This window comes from Paenibacillus pinihumi DSM 23905 = JCM 16419, from assembly GCF_000422505.1.
Taxonomy (GTDB): Bacteria; Bacillota; Bacilli; order Paenibacillales; family Paenibacillaceae; genus Paenibacillus_D; species Paenibacillus_D pinihumi.
This window is the reverse complement of the sequence record NZ_AULX01000036.1, coordinates 1-17,142: the sequence shown is the minus strand read 5'-3', so window position 1 is coordinate 17,142 and position 17,142 is coordinate 1. Positions and strand designations below refer to the sequence as shown.

Annotated in this window: 15 protein-coding genes, 1 pseudogene and 1 riboswitch; of the genes and pseudogenes, 8 read left to right on the top strand and 8 right to left on the bottom strand. The window is 46.6% G+C overall.

Translation table 11 applies throughout. The features are described 5' to 3' along the window. Window positions 1-113: 113 nt before the first annotated feature. A riboswitch (guanidine-I (ykkC/yxkD leader) is annotated at window positions 114-223 on the bottom strand. 232 nt (window positions 224-455) lie between these two features. Beyond that, window positions 456-1,784, top strand: coding sequence for an APC family permease (locus H583_RS0112745; RefSeq protein ID WP_028560815.1), 1,329 nt, complete (start codon window positions 456-458; stop codon window positions 1,782-1,784). Between the two features lie 64 nt (window positions 1,785-1,848). Here the strand turns inward: H583_RS0112745 and H583_RS0112740 are convergent, their stop codons facing one another. The 3 genes from H583_RS0112740 to H583_RS0112725 form a co-directional block, all read right to left on the bottom strand. Beyond that, complete coding sequence (locus H583_RS0112740) at window positions 1,849-2,376, bottom strand: hypothetical protein (RefSeq protein ID WP_028560814.1); 528 nt, start codon at window positions 2,374-2,376, stop codon at window positions 1,849-1,851. A gap of 348 nt (window positions 2,377-2,724) precedes the next feature. Further along, window positions 2,725-3,084 (bottom strand): leucine-rich repeat domain-containing protein, encoded by a 360-nt coding sequence (locus H583_RS37580; RefSeq protein ID WP_028560813.1) that lies wholly within the window; start codon window positions 3,082-3,084, stop codon window positions 2,725-2,727. 130 nt (window positions 3,085-3,214) lie between these two features. After that, window positions 3,215-4,051, bottom strand: coding sequence for a GNAT family N-acetyltransferase (locus H583_RS0112725; RefSeq protein WP_028560812.1), 837 nt, complete (start codon window positions 4,049-4,051; stop codon window positions 3,215-3,217). Window positions 4,052-4,334: 283 nt separating this feature from the next. Between H583_RS0112725 and H583_RS0112720 the strand changes: the two genes are divergently transcribed. Together H583_RS0112720 and H583_RS0112715 are read left to right on the top strand one after the other, a co-directional pair. Continuing rightward, on the top strand, window positions 4,335-4,829 hold the full coding sequence (locus H583_RS0112720) for an RNA polymerase sigma factor (RefSeq protein WP_028560811.1): 495 nt from the start codon (window positions 4,335-4,337) through the stop codon (window positions 4,827-4,829). Beyond that, window positions 4,826-5,806, top strand: coding sequence for a hypothetical protein (locus tag H583_RS0112715; RefSeq protein WP_028560810.1), 981 nt, complete (start codon window positions 4,826-4,828; stop codon window positions 5,804-5,806). The genes H583_RS0112720 and H583_RS0112715 overlap by 4 nt, the downstream gene beginning before the upstream one ends. Before the next feature lie 77 nt (window positions 5,807-5,883). On the opposite strand, the gene H583_RS0112710 is transcribed toward H583_RS0112715, so the two are convergent. After that, on the bottom strand, window positions 5,884-6,672 hold the full coding sequence (locus tag H583_RS0112710) for a YheC/YheD family protein (protein WP_281170121.1): 789 nt from the start codon (window positions 6,670-6,672) through the stop codon (window positions 5,884-5,886). A gap of 216 nt (window positions 6,673-6,888) precedes the next feature. On the opposite strand from H583_RS0112710, the gene H583_RS0112705 reads away from it, so the two are divergent. From H583_RS0112705 to H583_RS0112695, 3 genes are all read left to right on the top strand, one after another. Further along, window positions 6,889-8,109 carry an AMP-binding protein gene (locus H583_RS0112705; protein WP_028560808.1) on the top strand — a complete coding sequence of 407 codons (1,221 nt, stop codon included), beginning with the start codon at window positions 6,889-6,891 and terminating at the stop codon, window positions 8,107-8,109. Window positions 8,110-8,125: 16 nt separating this feature from the next. Further along, window positions 8,126-9,076 carry a 2,3-diaminopropionate biosynthesis protein SbnA gene (sbnA, locus tag H583_RS0112700; RefSeq protein ID WP_028560807.1) on the top strand — a complete coding sequence of 317 codons (951 nt, stop codon included), beginning with the start codon at window positions 8,126-8,128 and terminating at the stop codon, window positions 9,074-9,076. Between the two features lie 293 nt (window positions 9,077-9,369). Then, window positions 9,370-10,269 carry a glycosyltransferase family 2 protein gene (locus H583_RS0112695; protein WP_245585909.1) on the top strand — a complete coding sequence of 300 codons (900 nt, stop codon included), beginning with the start codon at window positions 9,370-9,372 and terminating at the stop codon, window positions 10,267-10,269. A gap of 297 nt (window positions 10,270-10,566) precedes the next feature. Here H583_RS0112695 and H583_RS0112690 read toward each other — a convergent pair whose 3' ends face one another. Further along, window positions 10,567-11,778: a macrolide family glycosyltransferase gene (locus H583_RS0112690; protein WP_028560805.1), complete on the bottom strand. Its 1,212-nt coding sequence runs from the start codon at window positions 11,776-11,778 to the stop codon at window positions 10,567-10,569. A 278-nt stretch (window positions 11,779-12,056) separates the two neighbouring features. Further along, window positions 12,057-14,015 (bottom strand): ABC1 kinase family protein, encoded by a 1,959-nt coding sequence (locus H583_RS0112685; protein ID WP_028560804.1) that lies wholly within the window; start codon window positions 14,013-14,015, stop codon window positions 12,057-12,059. 263 nt (window positions 14,016-14,278) lie between these two features. On the opposite strand from H583_RS0112685, the gene H583_RS0112680 reads away from it, so the two are divergent. Further along, a complete protein-coding gene (locus H583_RS0112680) occupies window positions 14,279-15,046 on the top strand; it encodes a class I SAM-dependent methyltransferase (RefSeq protein WP_028560803.1) in 768 nt (255 codons plus the stop codon). Between the two features lie 249 nt (window positions 15,047-15,295). Next, window positions 15,296-15,868 (top strand): cupin domain-containing protein, encoded by a 573-nt coding sequence (locus H583_RS0112675; RefSeq protein WP_028560802.1) that lies wholly within the window; start codon window positions 15,296-15,298, stop codon window positions 15,866-15,868. A gap of 112 nt (window positions 15,869-15,980) precedes the next feature. Here H583_RS0112675 and H583_RS0112670 read toward each other — a convergent pair whose 3' ends face one another. Further along, window positions 15,981-16,796, bottom strand: coding sequence for a DUF2935 domain-containing protein (locus H583_RS0112670; protein WP_028560801.1), 816 nt, complete (start codon window positions 16,794-16,796; stop codon window positions 15,981-15,983). A 190-nt stretch (window positions 16,797-16,986) separates the two neighbouring features. Beyond that, window positions 16,987-17,142 (bottom strand): annotated as a pseudogene (locus H583_RS38140) (ISNCY family transposase); the annotation flags it as partial.

Genomic DNA, 17,142 nt, shown 5'->3' with positions numbered 1-17,142 from the left:
TCGTTTTGCGTAGAGATATAAGCTATTTAAAAAGTGAAACTTATAAACGCTTATATCTTAAAAAAAGATAAAAGCCCGGGAAGAAGCTACAAAGCATGCGATGCTTTGACAGATTCTCCCGGGCTTTTATCCCGCCGTGGACACCGGATCTTATGTCATCCGATGCGTTTTCTCTCGGACCAGCCAGCCGCTTTTGCAGCCCGGAACCCTAGAAAACATTATTATTTTGTTTATGTTAGAAATAGTAACATCAAAAATAAATTGACGCAACAAAAATATTTTTACCGCCTTGAATTTCTGTGTGCTTAGAAGAAGAAACAGAATTTTTACACAAAAACAAACATATGTTCTTATTTACAGCAAGTTATTGAGCTTGTTATATTCAAACTATTCAAATTTATGTTAGGTATAATAACATTATTAAATTGAAATTAGCATCGAAAGAGGGGAACACAATGCCAACTAATCACGCGTTAAAAAGGGATTTGTCTTTAGTACATGTCGTTACGATGGGGCTGGCCTGGATGTCGCCGATGATTTTTTTCACCAGCTTCGGGGTTCTCTATGAGGGATCTGGAGGGATGCTGCTTGCCGCTTATATGCTGGCTTTTGCTGCAATCATATTTACCGCATCCAGCTACGGGCAAATGGCTACCGCCTTCCCGGTATCCGGTTCGGCATATACGTATGTGACCAAAGCCATGAATCCTCTGCTTGGCTTTGTAGTCGGCTGGGCCATATTGCTCGATTATCTGTTCTCCTGTATCGTTGCCGTGCTGATGTTCGGAATTAATCTGAATGCTCAATTCCCCTCCGTTCCATCTTTCATCTGGATTTTATTATTGACGTTAATTATTATGGTCATTAATATTATTGGGATTAAGACGTCAGCTAACATCAGTAAAATATTCGTGTTGATGCAGATTCTGTTTATAAGCGGTTTTTGCGCGTTGCTTGTCTATAAGGCGATGAACGGCGGGATTGCTGCGGGGTTGAATCCTTTTGCTGCTGCCAAAGGCGTCTCCTTGACCTCTATACTTGCAGGGGCTTCACTCGTATGCTTTTCATTCCTTGGCTTCGACTCCATTACAACGATGGCTGAAGAAACCAAGGAGCCGAAGAAAACCATCCCCCGTGCCATTCTGATCATCGTCCTCACCGCCGGCCTGCTCTACTTTATAACGGCTTATCTCATTCAGCAATTATACCCCCGCTTTATATACTCAAATGTCGACTCCGCAGGCTATGAGCTGATGCAGATGATCGGCGGCGGGACGCTCGCGGCAATTTTCACCTTCGTTATTATCTTTTCCATCCTCTCGCAGGGCATGTCGTCCATGACGACCGTTACCCGGCTGCTGTTCGTGATGGGACGTACTTCTCTGCTGCCCGGGAAGTTCGCCGCTGTCCATGCCCGATACCGTACACCTGTTTTCAATATCATCATTGTGAGTATCATCTCATTATCGGCTCTGTTCATCAGCCTGGAGACGGCGATCAAATTCGTGAGCTTCGGCGCATTAACCGCCTTCCTGTTCGTTAATTTGTCCGTCATCTCCCATTACATCTTTCGCCAAAAGCAGCGCACGCCGCGTGATTTGCTTCTGCGTCTCGCCTGCCCGCTGCTCGGTGCCGGATTCATTTTATACCTGATTACACAATTGGACAGAGCCTCCCTGATGCTCGGATCAGGCTGGATTGTGATCGGTCTGATTTACTATTCCCTGCAAAAAACAAAAGCGGCTTCTCTGCAAGAAGCCACTTTGAAGGCAACCGAAGGCTAATGGATTCTTAAAGGCCTCCTCCCGAATGCTATTGGCGGCAAAACCAATATGTTCGTGGAGGAAGTCAAATTGGAGCAACAAACCAGGCGTTAGTTAGAAACTCATTCCAGTGAAGGGTGAAGCCCTCTGCCTGCACTTTCCACTCACAAAATTGATCGTCAACACCAAAAATTTTATATAATTTACCTGTTTCCTGTTCAACACAGTCAAACTGAAGAATTTCCAATTGTTTAAAGTCCGTACATATCATCGGCTCAGGCGTCCCGTCTGGAGCAAATATAGCGGCAGCGCTTGCTAAGGGATTTGTGAAAATCAATCGGCATTCACCCGTGTTTTTGGCCACCTTAAAAGGATTGAGCGGATGCTGCGGGAGTATGTTGACAGATTCGATCTCAACGATAATTTCCGAATCCGTCTGATGAATGCTCTTCACAACAGCATCATGAAAGTCCACATCGTCCAAATAATTGTCATCGGTAGAATAAACCCAGTCCTCCACCTGATTCACCACCATTTCCAAGAAGTCTTTTTTTTGAACCCCGGCTTCCCGGCTCAGACACCAGCTCACGCACCAGGATTCAATAGGTCTCATAAATGAGCTCGCGATCTATTTCCAGCTTATTGCTAAAAACCACATAGATGATAAGCTGCCCTGCGGGAGTATCCCCTGCATCATACCCTAACCGGAATGTGCCGTCTGAATGAAATTGAAGCTCAGAGAGGAGCAGTTCGCTTACATTTTCATTAGGGTGCATATCCGCAATCAAGGCGCACTAGGTGTACATTCCGGTCCAGGCTCAGATTAAACATGGAATTATAGCTGCAATTCAGCTCCGTCAGGTTCACATTTTGATCGATATTCAGGTCTGAAATGATGTTCCAATAACAGTCCAGCCTGGTCAGCATCGTGTTTTGGCTGACGTCCAAATTACGAATCCGGTTAAATCCGCAGTCCAGCATCACCAGCTTTGTATTGGCCGTCAGATCCAGATCGCAGATTCTCCAGGCGCGGATTATTTTCTGTTTCGAGAGCGGTTAACTTGTTTCCGCTGCAATTTATCAAACTCAGACTTGTATTGTTGCTAATATCCAACTCTGTCAGGTGATTATTTGAGCAGTCCAGCTCTTGTAGAGCTGTGAAATACTCAATTCCCTCCAGACTGGATAATTTACAACCCGCAAGCTGCAACGATTTGATCTGATTCACATCGCTTGCAAAAATATATTCGCGATTTCCACAATATTTGTCGAGTATGTAGGCTTTAAATGCCTGATCTTTAAAATGATTCGTAATATCCATAAGACTCCTCCTGGGGGCAGGGGCTACCGCCGGACTTTCTGACAGTTTCTTTCTTAATTATAGCTTTCACAATATTAAAAAGGCAGGTGACGATTTACCTGCTTGCTTGGGCGGTTATGGGAATTTCGGCTTAGTTTTTATCAAATGAAAAATAATAGCCTTTGTAATTAAACGTGTTCGAAAATCCCAAGCTTTCAACAACGGCGACAGACGGTTTATTGTCCTCCATACAGTCCCAATACGGAGTCTGATGATTCGCAAAGCAATCCTGCACGAAACGATGAGCAGCCATGCGCGCCAATTTTTTCCCCCTATGGGCCTCAAGCGTCTCAATGTCTATACAGTGCACGCCTTCAGCAACAAATCCCGAAAAACATACACTTACGATCTGTTTACCGTGTATTACACCATAACCTATCCCCCTGTCAAAAAATGAATCTGGCGTTGACCAGAATTCTAAAATTTTCGAACGGAGAAATTCTATGTTACTAATGGAGTTGTTATGGTTCTCATAGAGAGCCTTATTCATTTTTACAATGGTATAACCGGGTTCAATTTCCGGCGTGCTATCCTGTTTATATTGCTCTTCTCTTAACCGGTACACCCTTTGCCGCCAGCTTCTCAATTCACGATGGGCAAACAAGTCTTCAATAACCTGATCCCACTTGTGATGATTGCTCAGTCCTTCAAAGCATCCCAGCCCTATCTTTTTCGCATCGGGCACTATGACATGATCAATAAGATCATTCAATTTGCTATTGAATGGCTCATTATCTTCCTTCCCAATAAAGATAAACCCGTCATTATTCCCCAGCCAAACCAGGCCGGATTGCGGGTTTTCCGGACTATCCACAAATATCCTCCCGGGATTAGCTAGTGCAATGACAGCTTTAGCCTCTACTTGCCCCTGTTCATTTAACATCTTCATGCATTTATGAAAGTCGCTTTTTTTTAATTCAAAAATCATGATTTTTTCCCCTCTCAAAGCAATTGTAATGCCTTTTTTAGGTGCACTCCAATTTCTAATTCTATCCCTTGTATTAATATACTATATTTTGTTAAATATTTCATTTCATTTTAATCATTCTCTCCTATACCGCTGCAAATGGTCCTAATGAACTTTTCGTAATAAAAAAAACCGGCATGTTCCCTATGAAAACAATGAAAATGCCGGTTCCTATTCCTCAATAACAAAATGTGACCAATTGTCGTCCTTAATTGTGTTAAAGGTAAAGGAGGGCAGATCTACCATGCAGCGATCCATGACCCGGCCGGGAAATCATGTGATGAAGAGCTATGAGACGTATGCAAGCATGCTGTTCCGAATTGCCATGGTTCATCTGGGCAGACGTCAGGATGCAGAAGAAGCTACCCAGGATACCTTCATCAAGCTAATGGAAAAAGCGCCCGTATTCAAGGATGCCGAGCATCAAAAGGCATGGTTGATCCGGGTGATGACCAATCATTGTAAAACACTGCTGGGCAGAGGGTGGCGCAGACGTGAAGTCAAACTGGAAGGAATAGAGCCGATGCCGGATCAGACTGCCGAGGATATCGCCCTGCTCCAGCTTGTCATGGCACTGCCTTTAAAGTACAAGACCGTCATCCATCTCTACTATTACGAGGATTATCAGGTTCAAGAGATCAGCCAGATATTGCAGATAAGCCAATCTGCGGTGAAGATGAGGCTTCAGCGAGGCCGGCAGCTATTAAAGCTGGAGCTGGAAGGAGCAGAACGTCAATGAAAGAAGAACAGTTCAGAACTGAATATAAGAAGGCGGCGGATACAATGGTACCTGATGAGGAGATGAAGCACCAATTGGAAAACAAGCTGCGCGCACATGGGATGAAGCGTCCGCGCAAGATGGTTTATATCGCAGCAAGCATCGTGCTTGCTGCCGGTATCGGACTGGCTGCACCTGTCCTTTGGCAGCAGGTGAACGGACCCGCTGCACCGGACAATCCGGGTGACCGGCAGGTTATAACCGACACCTCTCCTGTTATCTCAACGGGGAGCGTCACCATCCCCAAAATGGAGCTGCCGGACATGAACTCAGGAGCAGCGATGGATATGATCGGGCTCGTCGTCTATCAGGGCAATATCTACACCCAAACAGCAACCCGTATCGAAGCAGCTGATGCCGCCGCGCTGCGCGGCAGCAAGCTTGGACAGACAACAGGCGGTATCGATGAGTGGAGCGGAAAAGATAAGTATATCGAACTGGCATCCACTATCGGTGAGACGGATATTTATGCTGTAAAGGGCTATGATCCGGATTTCCGGATTATGTCATATAAGGAGATCAACGGCGAGGTATACGCCGAGCTGTATGAGCATATGAACGGCATTACAGTGGGGAGCGGTGCTGATCTGCTTGGCAAGCTCAATCTTGAAGGCCGGATCGCTTCGGCTGAGTGGGAGAGCTTCCAAAGCTGGAACAATGGCCTGCAGCAATATGCGCCTCTGGCCAATGACGGGACACTCGCCAGCTTCATCGCTGACCTGTTGGAAGCCCAACCGGTTGATGCACAGTCACTGATGAAGGAGCACATTTATGACGATGAGGACCGCAAGGTCATCTACCTGAAGCTGGAGGACAACACACGGGTAGAGTTGACCCTGTTTGGCAAGGGACTGGTGCGCTATGGCAATGCTCCCGTCTTCTTTGTCCCGGAGTCCGGGACGTTCCAGGCATTTTGGGAGAGCATGCATCCATTATAAAAAAATGGCCAGACAGCGGCTTGTCCTTAGGGAGCAGGCCGCTGCTGCTTTTAGCAGGGGCATGAACGCTCCACTTGCTACGTACCGCGTTTTGCTTTTTTGCAGACCAGCCTATAAGTTTTCCCGTATGCCTTGCCATACCGGACGATGCGTCTGATGATGCTCTGGTCTTTCAGCAACGTAAACGGACAGGCATCCGGGAGCGTATTCACTTCAAGAATCCACGGCTTCAGCTTGCTGTCGATCGCGTAATCCATCCCCAACTCCTTGATGCCGGGCGCTGTGCTTCGCAACAGTTTGATCGTGCGCTGCGCCAGATCGTCCATCCGGCGATACAATTTTTTACGCTTTGCCGGATTGGCATATAGGCGCAATACATGGTCTGTCGCATAGATCGATCCGCCCTGGCTTCCATTCGTCACGATCTTGCGGGGATGGGCCACTCTGCTGAACATGCCGGTTGTTTTCCACCCGCCGCGGGGTGCCTTCTGAATCATAAGCCGGATATCGAATGGGCGTCCCTTGTGCTTGAGCAGCCGGATTCCTTTTTGTGCCACATGCCGCTCTCCCTTTATCTTCCTGGATATCGATCTATAGGCCTGCTCATAGGTTGCAAAGGTCCGCTTGCGTTCCCCAAGCTGATACGCATACCTTCGCATTCCGCCTTTGCGCTTCTCCATTCTCATGACCCCCCTTCCCTGCGACCCTCCGGAAGGCTTCACATAAATCATCCCGTACTGTGAGAGCATACGGCGTAACTGCCTTTTCGTGGCGACAGCTGTCGGCGGCATATGCTGCCGAAGCAGCTTTTTCTTACGCATGAGGACTGTCTTCTCCCATTTATCCACTATTCTGCGCCTCACCATCGATCCCTCCATTTCCCGCTTTCTTCTGCATAAGTTGGAACGAATGAAATTTTGAGCAGGGCCGGCTCCAGTTTCTTTTGTTCAACTTATATAGCATACGTTCCAACAGAAAAATGGATGTAGGCTGCTGTCGTCACGAGACAAACCAAATCGTCATATGCTTTAAACATTAGCAGCTTAATTACCCACTATTTTATTGAGGAGGCTTGCAGCGAGATGCCCCTTCCCTCTTCGCTTCAACAGCATTTGACACGCATCGTGCAGATGCATCCCGGCTATGGTGCCCTGCTTGCGAGAGAAGGCGTCCTTCCGGGTACTGCCGTCTTGTCCGAGCTTCCGCTTCTGACCGCAGAGCACCTGGATGCCATTTATTATAATCATGAGCTTGGGACGGAGAAGGGCCTGTCTGTCTACCATACCTCAGGAACCTCAACAGGTGTCCGCAAAGCAATCTATTATTCAGATGAGGATGAAGCACATTATCGGATGGATAAAATGTCCAGCTATCGTGCTTGGCTTGCAGCCGGCTCTTTACAAATACGCAGAGCGTTTGCAGATGTAGGTACCGGACATGCGGCAAGCACGGCTGAAGCGATTTTCCGTGGGTTTGGCCTGCATACAGCGTCCATTTCCTTCTCTCTGCCAATTGAAGAGCATGTCACCCGCCTTGAATCCTTCAGGCCTGATCTGCTATATACGATGCCTTCCATTCTGGAAGCCATCGCCCGGGCTGCCCCAAAGCCCGCTTCTCTGGGCATTCGCAAAATCATTCTCGTCGGCGAAATCGCTTCTCCCGCCTGGCAGGCGAATATGGCAGCACGATTCGGCATCGAGGTTTGCGATATTCTCGACACATACGGCTCCATAGAGGTTGGAGCGATTGCCTCCTACTCGCACGAACATGGTGTCTATCTCTTCGCTGATGGAATACATGCCGAGACCGTGCGGGCCGAACAGCTTGATCCCCGCTTCGAGCCGCTGGAGGACAATGAGGGCGTGCTCGTCCTCACGTCTGCCAAGCGCAGCATGTTCCCTGTCATCCGTTATGTCACCTACGATGTTGTGCGCGATTTCGGTACAGTGGAGATTGACGGGAAGGTTCGGCAGTCGTACAGCTGCATATCCAAGCGAATCGGCAACGAACTCAAGCATGGCGAGAAAATCAGCCTGTATGACATTGAAAACGTGATTCATACTTTCGTACAGGATGCCGAGTTGCGTGTGAGCGTAAAAGACAACAGGCTCACTGTACGTATTCGAAGCAAGTCGATATGTAACGGGCTCATCAATGATATCCGAAATGCAATCGAGCATAAAATTGAAGCGATTGGACAGATGATTGAAGGACGCATGCTGGACCGCATTGAGGTTATTCACGCAACAGAGAATGAGCCTTGGGAACATGGCTCCGTGAAATCCAAAAAACTGTATAACTAGGAGGCTTAATGCCCCCATGGACAAAAACTGGATCTCCTATATCGGCAATACTCCGCTTGTCCGGCTCTCCCGGTTATTTGACAATGAGCGCGGAATTGCCGTCTATGCCAAATTGGAAATGTTGAACCCGAACGGAAGCGCCAAGGACCGCTCTGCTAACCGCATGATTTCAGCAGCACTGGAGCAGGGCTTGATCGGTCCCGGCTCGGTCATTATCGAGTCCAGCTCAGGCAATATGGCAATCAGTCTGGCTGCCATCTGCTCCCGGCTGGATATGCGTTTTATTAGCGTTGTCGATCCGAAAACAACACCGCAAAACATTCGCATCATGCGCGCCTATGGAGCCGATATCGAACTTGTGCAGCAACCCGATCCTGCAAGCGGCGAGTTCCTTCCGGCAAGGTTAAGCAGGGTCAGACAACTCGTTGAGGATATCCCGAACAGCTTCTGGCCCAACCAGTACGAAAATGAAAACAACTACTTGTCGCATCAGGACGGAACGATGCAGGAAATTGTCACAGAGCTCGGCCATGTCGATTATGTCATCGGGGGCGTCAGCACCTGCGGGACAATGCTGGGCTGTGCCTCCTACGCCAGGGAGCACCAGCTCGACACCAAAATCATCGCTGTCGATGCCGCAGGCAGCGTCATTCTGGGCGGTAAGAAGGACAGGCGCCTATTCCCCGGGCTTGGTGCCGGCATTGTGCCCCCATTTGGCCAAAGCAAATTTATGGACGATGCCATTCATGTCCAGGAAGCCGATATGGTTGCCGGCTGCCGTATGCTTGTGCAGCATGAAGCGATTCTTGCCGGGCCTTCCTCGGGCGCTGTTATCTTTGCGATTAATAGCTTGCTTCACAGCATACCGGACGGCTCGGTATGTGCCGCTATTCTTCATGATCGTGGCGAGCGTTATATGGATACGGTCTACAACGATGAATGGGTAGAACAGCATTTTAAGAATTAAGCAGCGATTGGCGCAAAATCATCATCTCATGCCATCGGTTTATACTGGGGGAACTGCAAAATTGTATCAGTGGATTGTCCGGCTTCTAATAAGTAGAGAAAGCTCAGTCGCTAAGAATTGGGGTGAATTGGGGATGTGTGATAGTCAGACGAAACACATTTATTTCTTTCGCGATAGAACAGCCGATTATATTTTCTCATGTCCGGTAGGTGTCCGTGTCTTGCCGATCAAACCCGACATACGATGTCTTAGCAAAAAATACCCTTTGAAAGGAAGCGATGAAGTTGCCCAAGGTGACGGTGTTGATCTCATCGTATAATTCTTCCGGCTATATCCAGGCTGCCGTACAAAGCATCTTAGACCAGACATTTGAAGACTTTGAATTAGTTATCATTGACGACGGATCAACCGACGACACTTTAGCACAATTGCAGCAATTTAAAGACCCTAGAATAAGGCTCATTATTCACGAACACAATCAAGGCTTGATTCGCTCCCTCAATGAAGGGATTGAAATGGCTACCGGAAAATACATTGCCAGAATGGACGCTGATGATATCGCTGTCCTCGATCGGTTTGAACATCAGGTAGCTTTTCTTGATGCCAATCCCCAAGTAGGGGTACTGGGAGGACTTATGGCGTGGTTGCACAATAACGTGCTGATCCCCAAACCAATTACTCATCATGGAATCCGCTGCTGGCAAATGTTCCACACTTCCCTTTGTCATCCAACCATCATGATGCGTACAAGTGTCTTGCATGATCATGGCATCCGTTATGATCAACAATACCCGCACGCCGAGGATTATGAATTGTGGGACCGTCTTGGCCGGTTGACCCAGTTGGCTAATCTCCCTCAGTGTGTTCATTATTATCGGGCACATGACGGACAAGTATCTAGGCAACATGTACTTTTACAAGAGCAGAGTGCAAAAAAAGTACATTATAACCAATTACACAGTATGGGAATTACTCCGACTGAAGAAGAATACGACATTCATATGCAATTAGGCCACTTTCAGGTTCCGGTCTATAAATCTGAAGCCTACCACAAAGCTATCGATTGGGTCAGCAAGCTTATTCTGAATAATCATTATTCACAGGTTTATGATGCAAAGCAGTTGGAAAGTGTACTGACCAGATGCCTGACCTATTCCGGAAAAATTCCAGAAGGAGTGTATGAGAAGGATTAAAATGAGAGCACTTGTTAACCCTTTAAAGATATTCACTTGCGGTTAGAGACAGCCTCTGTACCGCCTTATCGAATGCCAATTGAGAAGAGTTAACTAAAAACAACCAGTCCGGCTTAGTGATATGCTCCCGCTGATTATATCCAGATTTTTATTCCTCTGTCTACTTTCAGGGAGCATATCACGCACACACAGATTATGTTCTCATATCAACTTAGAGGTTTCCCACCCCAACTGCTTCCCCTCAGACGGCAACTCATGCTGTAAGCTATACTTCATACCCTATTCAATTATTCCGCTTTATACTTTGGAAAATAAAGATTGAATTCGCTCCGCGGCTTTTTGGTAGCCGCCGGCATTACGTAATGAACCCCCGATCTGTTTGGCATGTTGTTTGTAAGAAGCATCGCTTAGCACTTGCAGCAAGGCCGATTTCAAAGCTTCAGTCGTTAGCTGGCTGCGATCCAAAACGATTCCCGCCCCCAGTTCCTCAACCCGCTTGGCAACAAGAGGCTGATCCGAGCTCAAAGGAATCATAACAAGCGGCACATCATTGAATAAACCTTCACTTGCACTGTTCATACCGGCATGAGTTATAAAAGCATCTGTGTGCCTGAGCACTTCCAGTTGGGGAACAAACGGCTTAATAATGAAATTTGAAGGAATGTCGTCTCCCAAAGATTCCAGATTGGTGTCCCTGCCATAGGATAATACAAATTGCGCCGGAACCTCCCGGAACGCTTCAAAGCAAAGCTTGTACAATTCAAAATCCCGGGTCAATATACTGCCCATAGAAATATATACAACCTTGTCATATTGGGATCGAAGCTGCTCCAGCGGAAAAGAAGGCGCGTCATGTCGTGGTGAAATTGAAGGTCCGGTGAAAAAATAGCTGTCATCCAGCATATCGGCATTCGGCTGAAATTCACGGCTTGTAAATATAACCTTTAACTGACCGTATTGGAGGGTAATATCTTCGAGGGCCGGTACCGGAACGTTGTAGGTACCCGCAATTCTCCGTAAAGTGGTTGTAACTCTTTCATGCAAAGTGCCAATATCCAGACCGCTTGGATCAAACAGTTCGACAACATGGCTAAGCGGCTCCGTAAATGCGAAATGTGTCACCGAACAAATTGTCGGGATACCCAGCTTTTCACCTAAAATTGTTCCACCCCAACCCAGCATAGAGTCAAAAATCAAGTAGTCAAACGAATCATTTTCTGTCTGCTTCAAAATATCAGCAAGCCGGGGTTCAATGATGCCGCGAAGAATAAAATCAATGAAGTGAAGCGGGTGTTTAAACTCCCTCGGATCAGATCCAATCTCCCGAATGGCTTGATCATCTGTCTGATAGGCCCGGAATTGCGCCCCGGTCTGTACGAGCCTGCCCCGGTACTCCTCCGAGCACATATACACAACCTCTTCCCCATTCTCGACCAGCTGCTTCACCAATCCTAAGGTAGGATTGACGTGTCCTTCTGCTGGAATCGTGACATACAGTACACGTGCCATTTCACCGCACCTCCATTTTGATACTATATTAGGATAGATTCCCATTTTATTATACAACTCGGCTCCAATTAACGTCGAGACAAGTGCTGATCCTTTCACGAAAATGTCACATAGCAGCCTGCACCTTCCATTTGTCGCCTCCTCTCAACTTGCCGATACTCATCGTACAAAAAAAGAACGCCTTGTGTGGCGTTCTGAACATGCATTATGTAATTTAGGACTATTGAAAATCGGCAGCCGCACAGGAATTGATGCGCCCTGTAATAGCCGCCTCCCCGCTATTCTTTGATTTGTTTCAAATGCCGCACCGCATGGATTGCAACCCGGATGAGCAGGACAGCACTGATTAAAATGCCGGTGTAACCAAAAATGGAGATCAGATTAAATTCATTCTTACCGGAATGGCTGCCCAAACTTAGCAATCCGATGGAAATCCCTCCAAATGCAGTCCCGACGAAAGCTAGCAACACTTGGGAAACCCATTTGGCCACGAATGAGGTATTGGCCTTGTCGGAGAAAAAGCCAACCTTAACCGAAAACTCGCCTTTCTCCAGCATTGACCCCAGATGGTCGAGCCGTCGCGGCAGCCTGCGAATTACAGGAAGCAGCTCCAGCAGTTCGTTCGTTGCCGTCTCCTTCAGGTCAGCTGAAGCGCTGATTGGCATGAATTCCACAGCATGTTCCCTTGCAAAACGCCGTGATTCTCCCATCAGGCTAAATGAAGGATTTAATTGCATCATGGTGCCTTCGAGGGTAATCAAAGAACGAAACGCGCCAGCTACATTCGGGTAAAAAGACAGGCCAAATTCGCCGATCATCCGAAAGAGCCCCTGTATGAACGCATCTGAGCTGCCGGTTGCATCATAGGCTGTCTGAACAAGCAGTTGGCTGAGCGCCTGCTCCAAATCAGCCTGATCGATTTCTTGTTTCGTCTCGACCAACTGCAACAGTGCATCCATGATAATATACGGACTACGCTGCTCGAATCCGATTAGCAATCTCTTGAGTGCATCAAGCTGCAACGTACCGAGTCTTCCGACAGAGCCGAAATCCAGCAGTGCCGGAGTTCCGTCATTCAAAATATAGACGTTGCCTGGATGGGGGTCGGCATGGAAAATGCCTTTGAAGAAAATTTGCTCCAGCATACAATCAAATATTCGCCGCCCAACCTCCTGCCGGTCAATGCCGCGTTCGTCCAGAATGGCCGTGCCGCTTTTAACACTTGCTCCCTCCATAAACTCCATAATGAGCACCTTTGCATTGCTGAGCTCCCGGTAGACATGAGGGATTTTAACCTTGGACGGACTATTAATCAGAGAAGCCGTCACTTGCGCAAAATTTCGGGCCTCAATCCGAAAATCGGTCTCTTCCTTCATCGAGGAGGAGAACCCCTTCGCCAAATCGAGGAAGCCGATATTTCTGACCCAGGCAGATTTTTTAGATGCCCAGGCTGCAAAACGTACCAGAATATCCAAATCGCGCTGCAGCTTGGAGGAAATATCCGGGCGAAGCAACTTGACGACAACTTGCTTCCCGTCCTCCCGCAGAGTAGCGCGGTGGACTTGTCCGATTGAAGCCGCCGCAAGCGGTTCCATCTCGAACGTTTGGAATATTTCGTCTTTTGGCCTCTCCAGCTCCTTGGCCAATATCACTTCCACTTGTGCCGTCGTCAAACGAACGACATTTTCTTGCAAGTGCGACAACTCTTCAATAATTGCCGGTGGCAGGAGATCGGAACGCGTCGATAGTACCTGGCCGAATTTTATGAAGAATCCGCCGCAGGCCTCAAGCGTCTTGCGAAGCGACACCGCCAGCTTTTGATCCGAAGCAGGGGTTCGCTTGAGTGTCAAATTTTTGCCTACACCATGCCGAAGCGCGATGATCAGCACTTGAATGTATCTTCGTTGTCTGCTCCACCACGCAGAAAGTCTCCTGAACGGGTTTCTTGTGTCGGTAAGACGCTCACCCCGTTCTCCGATCGGAATCGGATCAAACATCTCGAAGAACAGATAAAAGATCAGCGAAACGATAACCATACTGAGCAGCCATATCCAGCCGGCGACCCCAAATTCATCTGCTTCATCATAACGCAAGTAGGCATACCAATAGACGGTAGACGTCACGATGACGCTGAACAGCGAAGCCATAACCTGCTTTATAAAGCTGATATTCGTCCCGATCAGTCTGCCAATGATAAAGATCATGATAACAGCCAATAAAATATACTGAGAATACATCTGTCCACTCCTCTAAAGTAAAGGGTTGCCTTTTTATTATACATAATTTTGGTATCGGCAACACGATCCCCTATTTGAAGTGAACTTAAAACAATCCCGCCTATTCTTCGGGCAAGTGTCAAAGCAACGGGTTTCAATAAGAAAGAACGAGTATACTTATTTGTTCCATTGACCGCGTACCTGCCGATGTCTATAATCGGAATAAATTTACATAAAGGACAAGTGAGCTTCATGTCACTGTTAACAAGGAGGGATAAAAGCATATGTCGTTTAGCAATTACGGTGAACTTTGTACAGAGGTATATGATTTTACCAAAAAAACAGGGCAATCTTTAAGTGGTGATATTGAATTTTATCAGAATCAACTTAAATCATGCAGGGGACGTATTCTCGAAGCAATGGTTGGCTCCGGAAGGGTCATCATCCCGCTTCTGGAATCGGGTCTTAAGGTTGATGGGGTTGACTATTCGCCTGACATGCTCGCTTCTTGCCGTCAGCGTTGCCAAGAACGCGGACTTGAAGCCGATTTATACGAATCCGATCTGCAGGAACTTTCCCTGCCCCATAAATATGAGGCTATCATTATTCCGGGTGGTTCATTTTTATTAATTGAAGACCGTCAACAATCCATCAACGTCTTAAGACGGCTTTACGAGCATCTTGAGCCCGGCGGATGCCTGATCCTTGATCTCTTTCTTCCCGAAAATAACTTTGATATCGGCAAGTATGAAGGTACTTCAACTTTCCATTTGCCCAACGGTGACATCATTACAATGGAAGGCAAGCTTGTTGAAGCAGATTTATTTAACCAGTATAAGGTCTCCTACTTGAAGTATGAGAAGTGGCGGCACGGAAAGCTAATTCAAACCGAATTGCAACGTCTTGCGATACGCTGGTATGGAGTTGAAGAATTCAAGCTCATTTTACAAAGTGTCGGATTCTCTGATGTAAAGGTGTTTGCTGATTTTGTTATCTGGAAAGAGCCAAGTGACGGAAAACAAAAGTTTGTATATGAAGCGGTGCGGACATAAGACTTGATTAGAAAGAGCAGCTCAGGTGCTGCTCTTTTCATTTTCTCACGTCTGGATATAACCATGCCACGTTCCTGGAACCGGTCCATACTCACACAAAGGTGATTTTCTGCAGGGTTTAACTCTACTGTTTTCCTTTTGATTAAAGCGCTAGGCAATTGTCCGTGTCATACCGCCGCCCGGGCGAATATCATGTGAATTAGGATAATGCCTAACCATATTCATTTGTTTAAAAGGAGCACACTGAAAATGAGAAATATGCCATACACGTATCCATATCCGTCTCAACAACCGCTTTATAGCAACAATCAGCTGAAGGGCTATTCAGGACGGCCAGTTTACTGGGTTTATGATCATGAGCTGGGACCGCTCAACCGGTCTGAGCAGCAGCAATCCTCTAAAAACGCTTCCCCTATTGTGTTGAAGGACTATGGCCCTGAACCATTTACAGTCAATATTAAAGAGGCAACAGAAGAAAACAATACGTTTCGTACTGCTTTATGGACCGGAGACCACCTCCAAGTAACTTTGATGAGTCTTCATGTCGGCGAAGATATCGGCTTGGAAATTCACCCGGAGGTTGATCAATTTTTGCGTATTGAACAGGGGCAAGGTTTAGTTCAAATGGGCAAGAGCAAGGATCAATTGGACTTCGTCAGGCGGGTTCATGACGATGATGCCATTATGGTCCCAGCCGGAACCTGGCATAATGTTACCAATACAGGGGATATTCCACTTAAATTATATTCAATCTATGCCCCTCCCAAGCATCCGCGCGGCACCGTACATGTGACAAAGGCCGATGCTATGGCATCTGAATAAATCAGCCTATCATATCGACGAATGAAGACAGCCTCTGATCGATTGCTATTTGAAAATAGCCAATCGATCAGAGGCTGTCTGTGTACGTGCATGTTCCTGATATACTGCTACCTCAATCAAAGTGGATATGTTGGACAGGTGTTCCGGTAAGAGTATTTTCAAACATATCGATGATTAACAAAAATCTTTCAGCCTCGCGGTAGACATGGTCTGCCAACAATGGATGTATAATGCTTTTTATACGACAAGCTTCAATTAAATCACGGGCAGTTTTCTTAAAATCCCGTAACGATTTTACCGATACTCTATTTTCATCCAAAAATTGATCTAATAAAGGCACAGTCTGAGATTGTGGACGCATAGAATCCAGGTCCCTCGCCTGGAATAACAATTGGTCAAATTCATCACTAAAATTCCTCGCTTGATCAACTAATTTCCTCTCGGAAGGGTCAAGAAGATGACCAATAAACTTGGCGTGATCAGCCATTATTCTTAAAAAGAAGACATTTTCATTAATAATTGCATCCGGCAACGGGTCTAAATTTCCAGCATTAAGTTGTTCTAAGCGATTTCTAAAATAAAAGGCTTCTCTGCTCGTATGATCCACCAGCAAAGGAAAGTTATTCTGTCCCGGAAGTTGACATTGTAAAATCAAACCGAGCACTTTTCTTTTAAAACCCCATATATGGGAAACCGCAGTATGAACTTCAACATTAAATCTCTGGATGGTTTGCGGGTCGGTTGCAGCGTCAAATGCATGCGCCCTGCTTTCTATGGCTTCAAATGTGGAATAAAAATGATTCGCTTCATTAATTAATTGGGTGTCTTCACATCGGAAGCCTAATCTAAGAAATAGTGAATGCTCCTTCATTATTCGGGACCAAAACCGTATTTCATCCAAAGAACGGACTACAAATCCATTTGACACTTAATCCCCTCCCGGTCGCAAATACCCTTCGTAGATACTGTATTTCGATCCGGTAGTCCTTTATGCCTGATATGCCAAAGCATTCTCATAATCACGATGGATAAAAACGTGAAAAAGTATGTCAAACGTCTGTGAAAATGTCACTCTAATTGTGCTATGAAAATGTCACTTGTTAAAATGAAGGTCTCTGTTACCAGAAGGCCTCTGGATAGCTATTGTGCTGCGAATACATGGCATCTTGGAACGAACGTTGTTTTGTGTTACGCTTAGTGATGTTGTTGTCATACGTGGTTTTCCACGGATGATCTTTGGCGGGTTTGCGTGGCTGCGCAGAACCCGTCTTTTC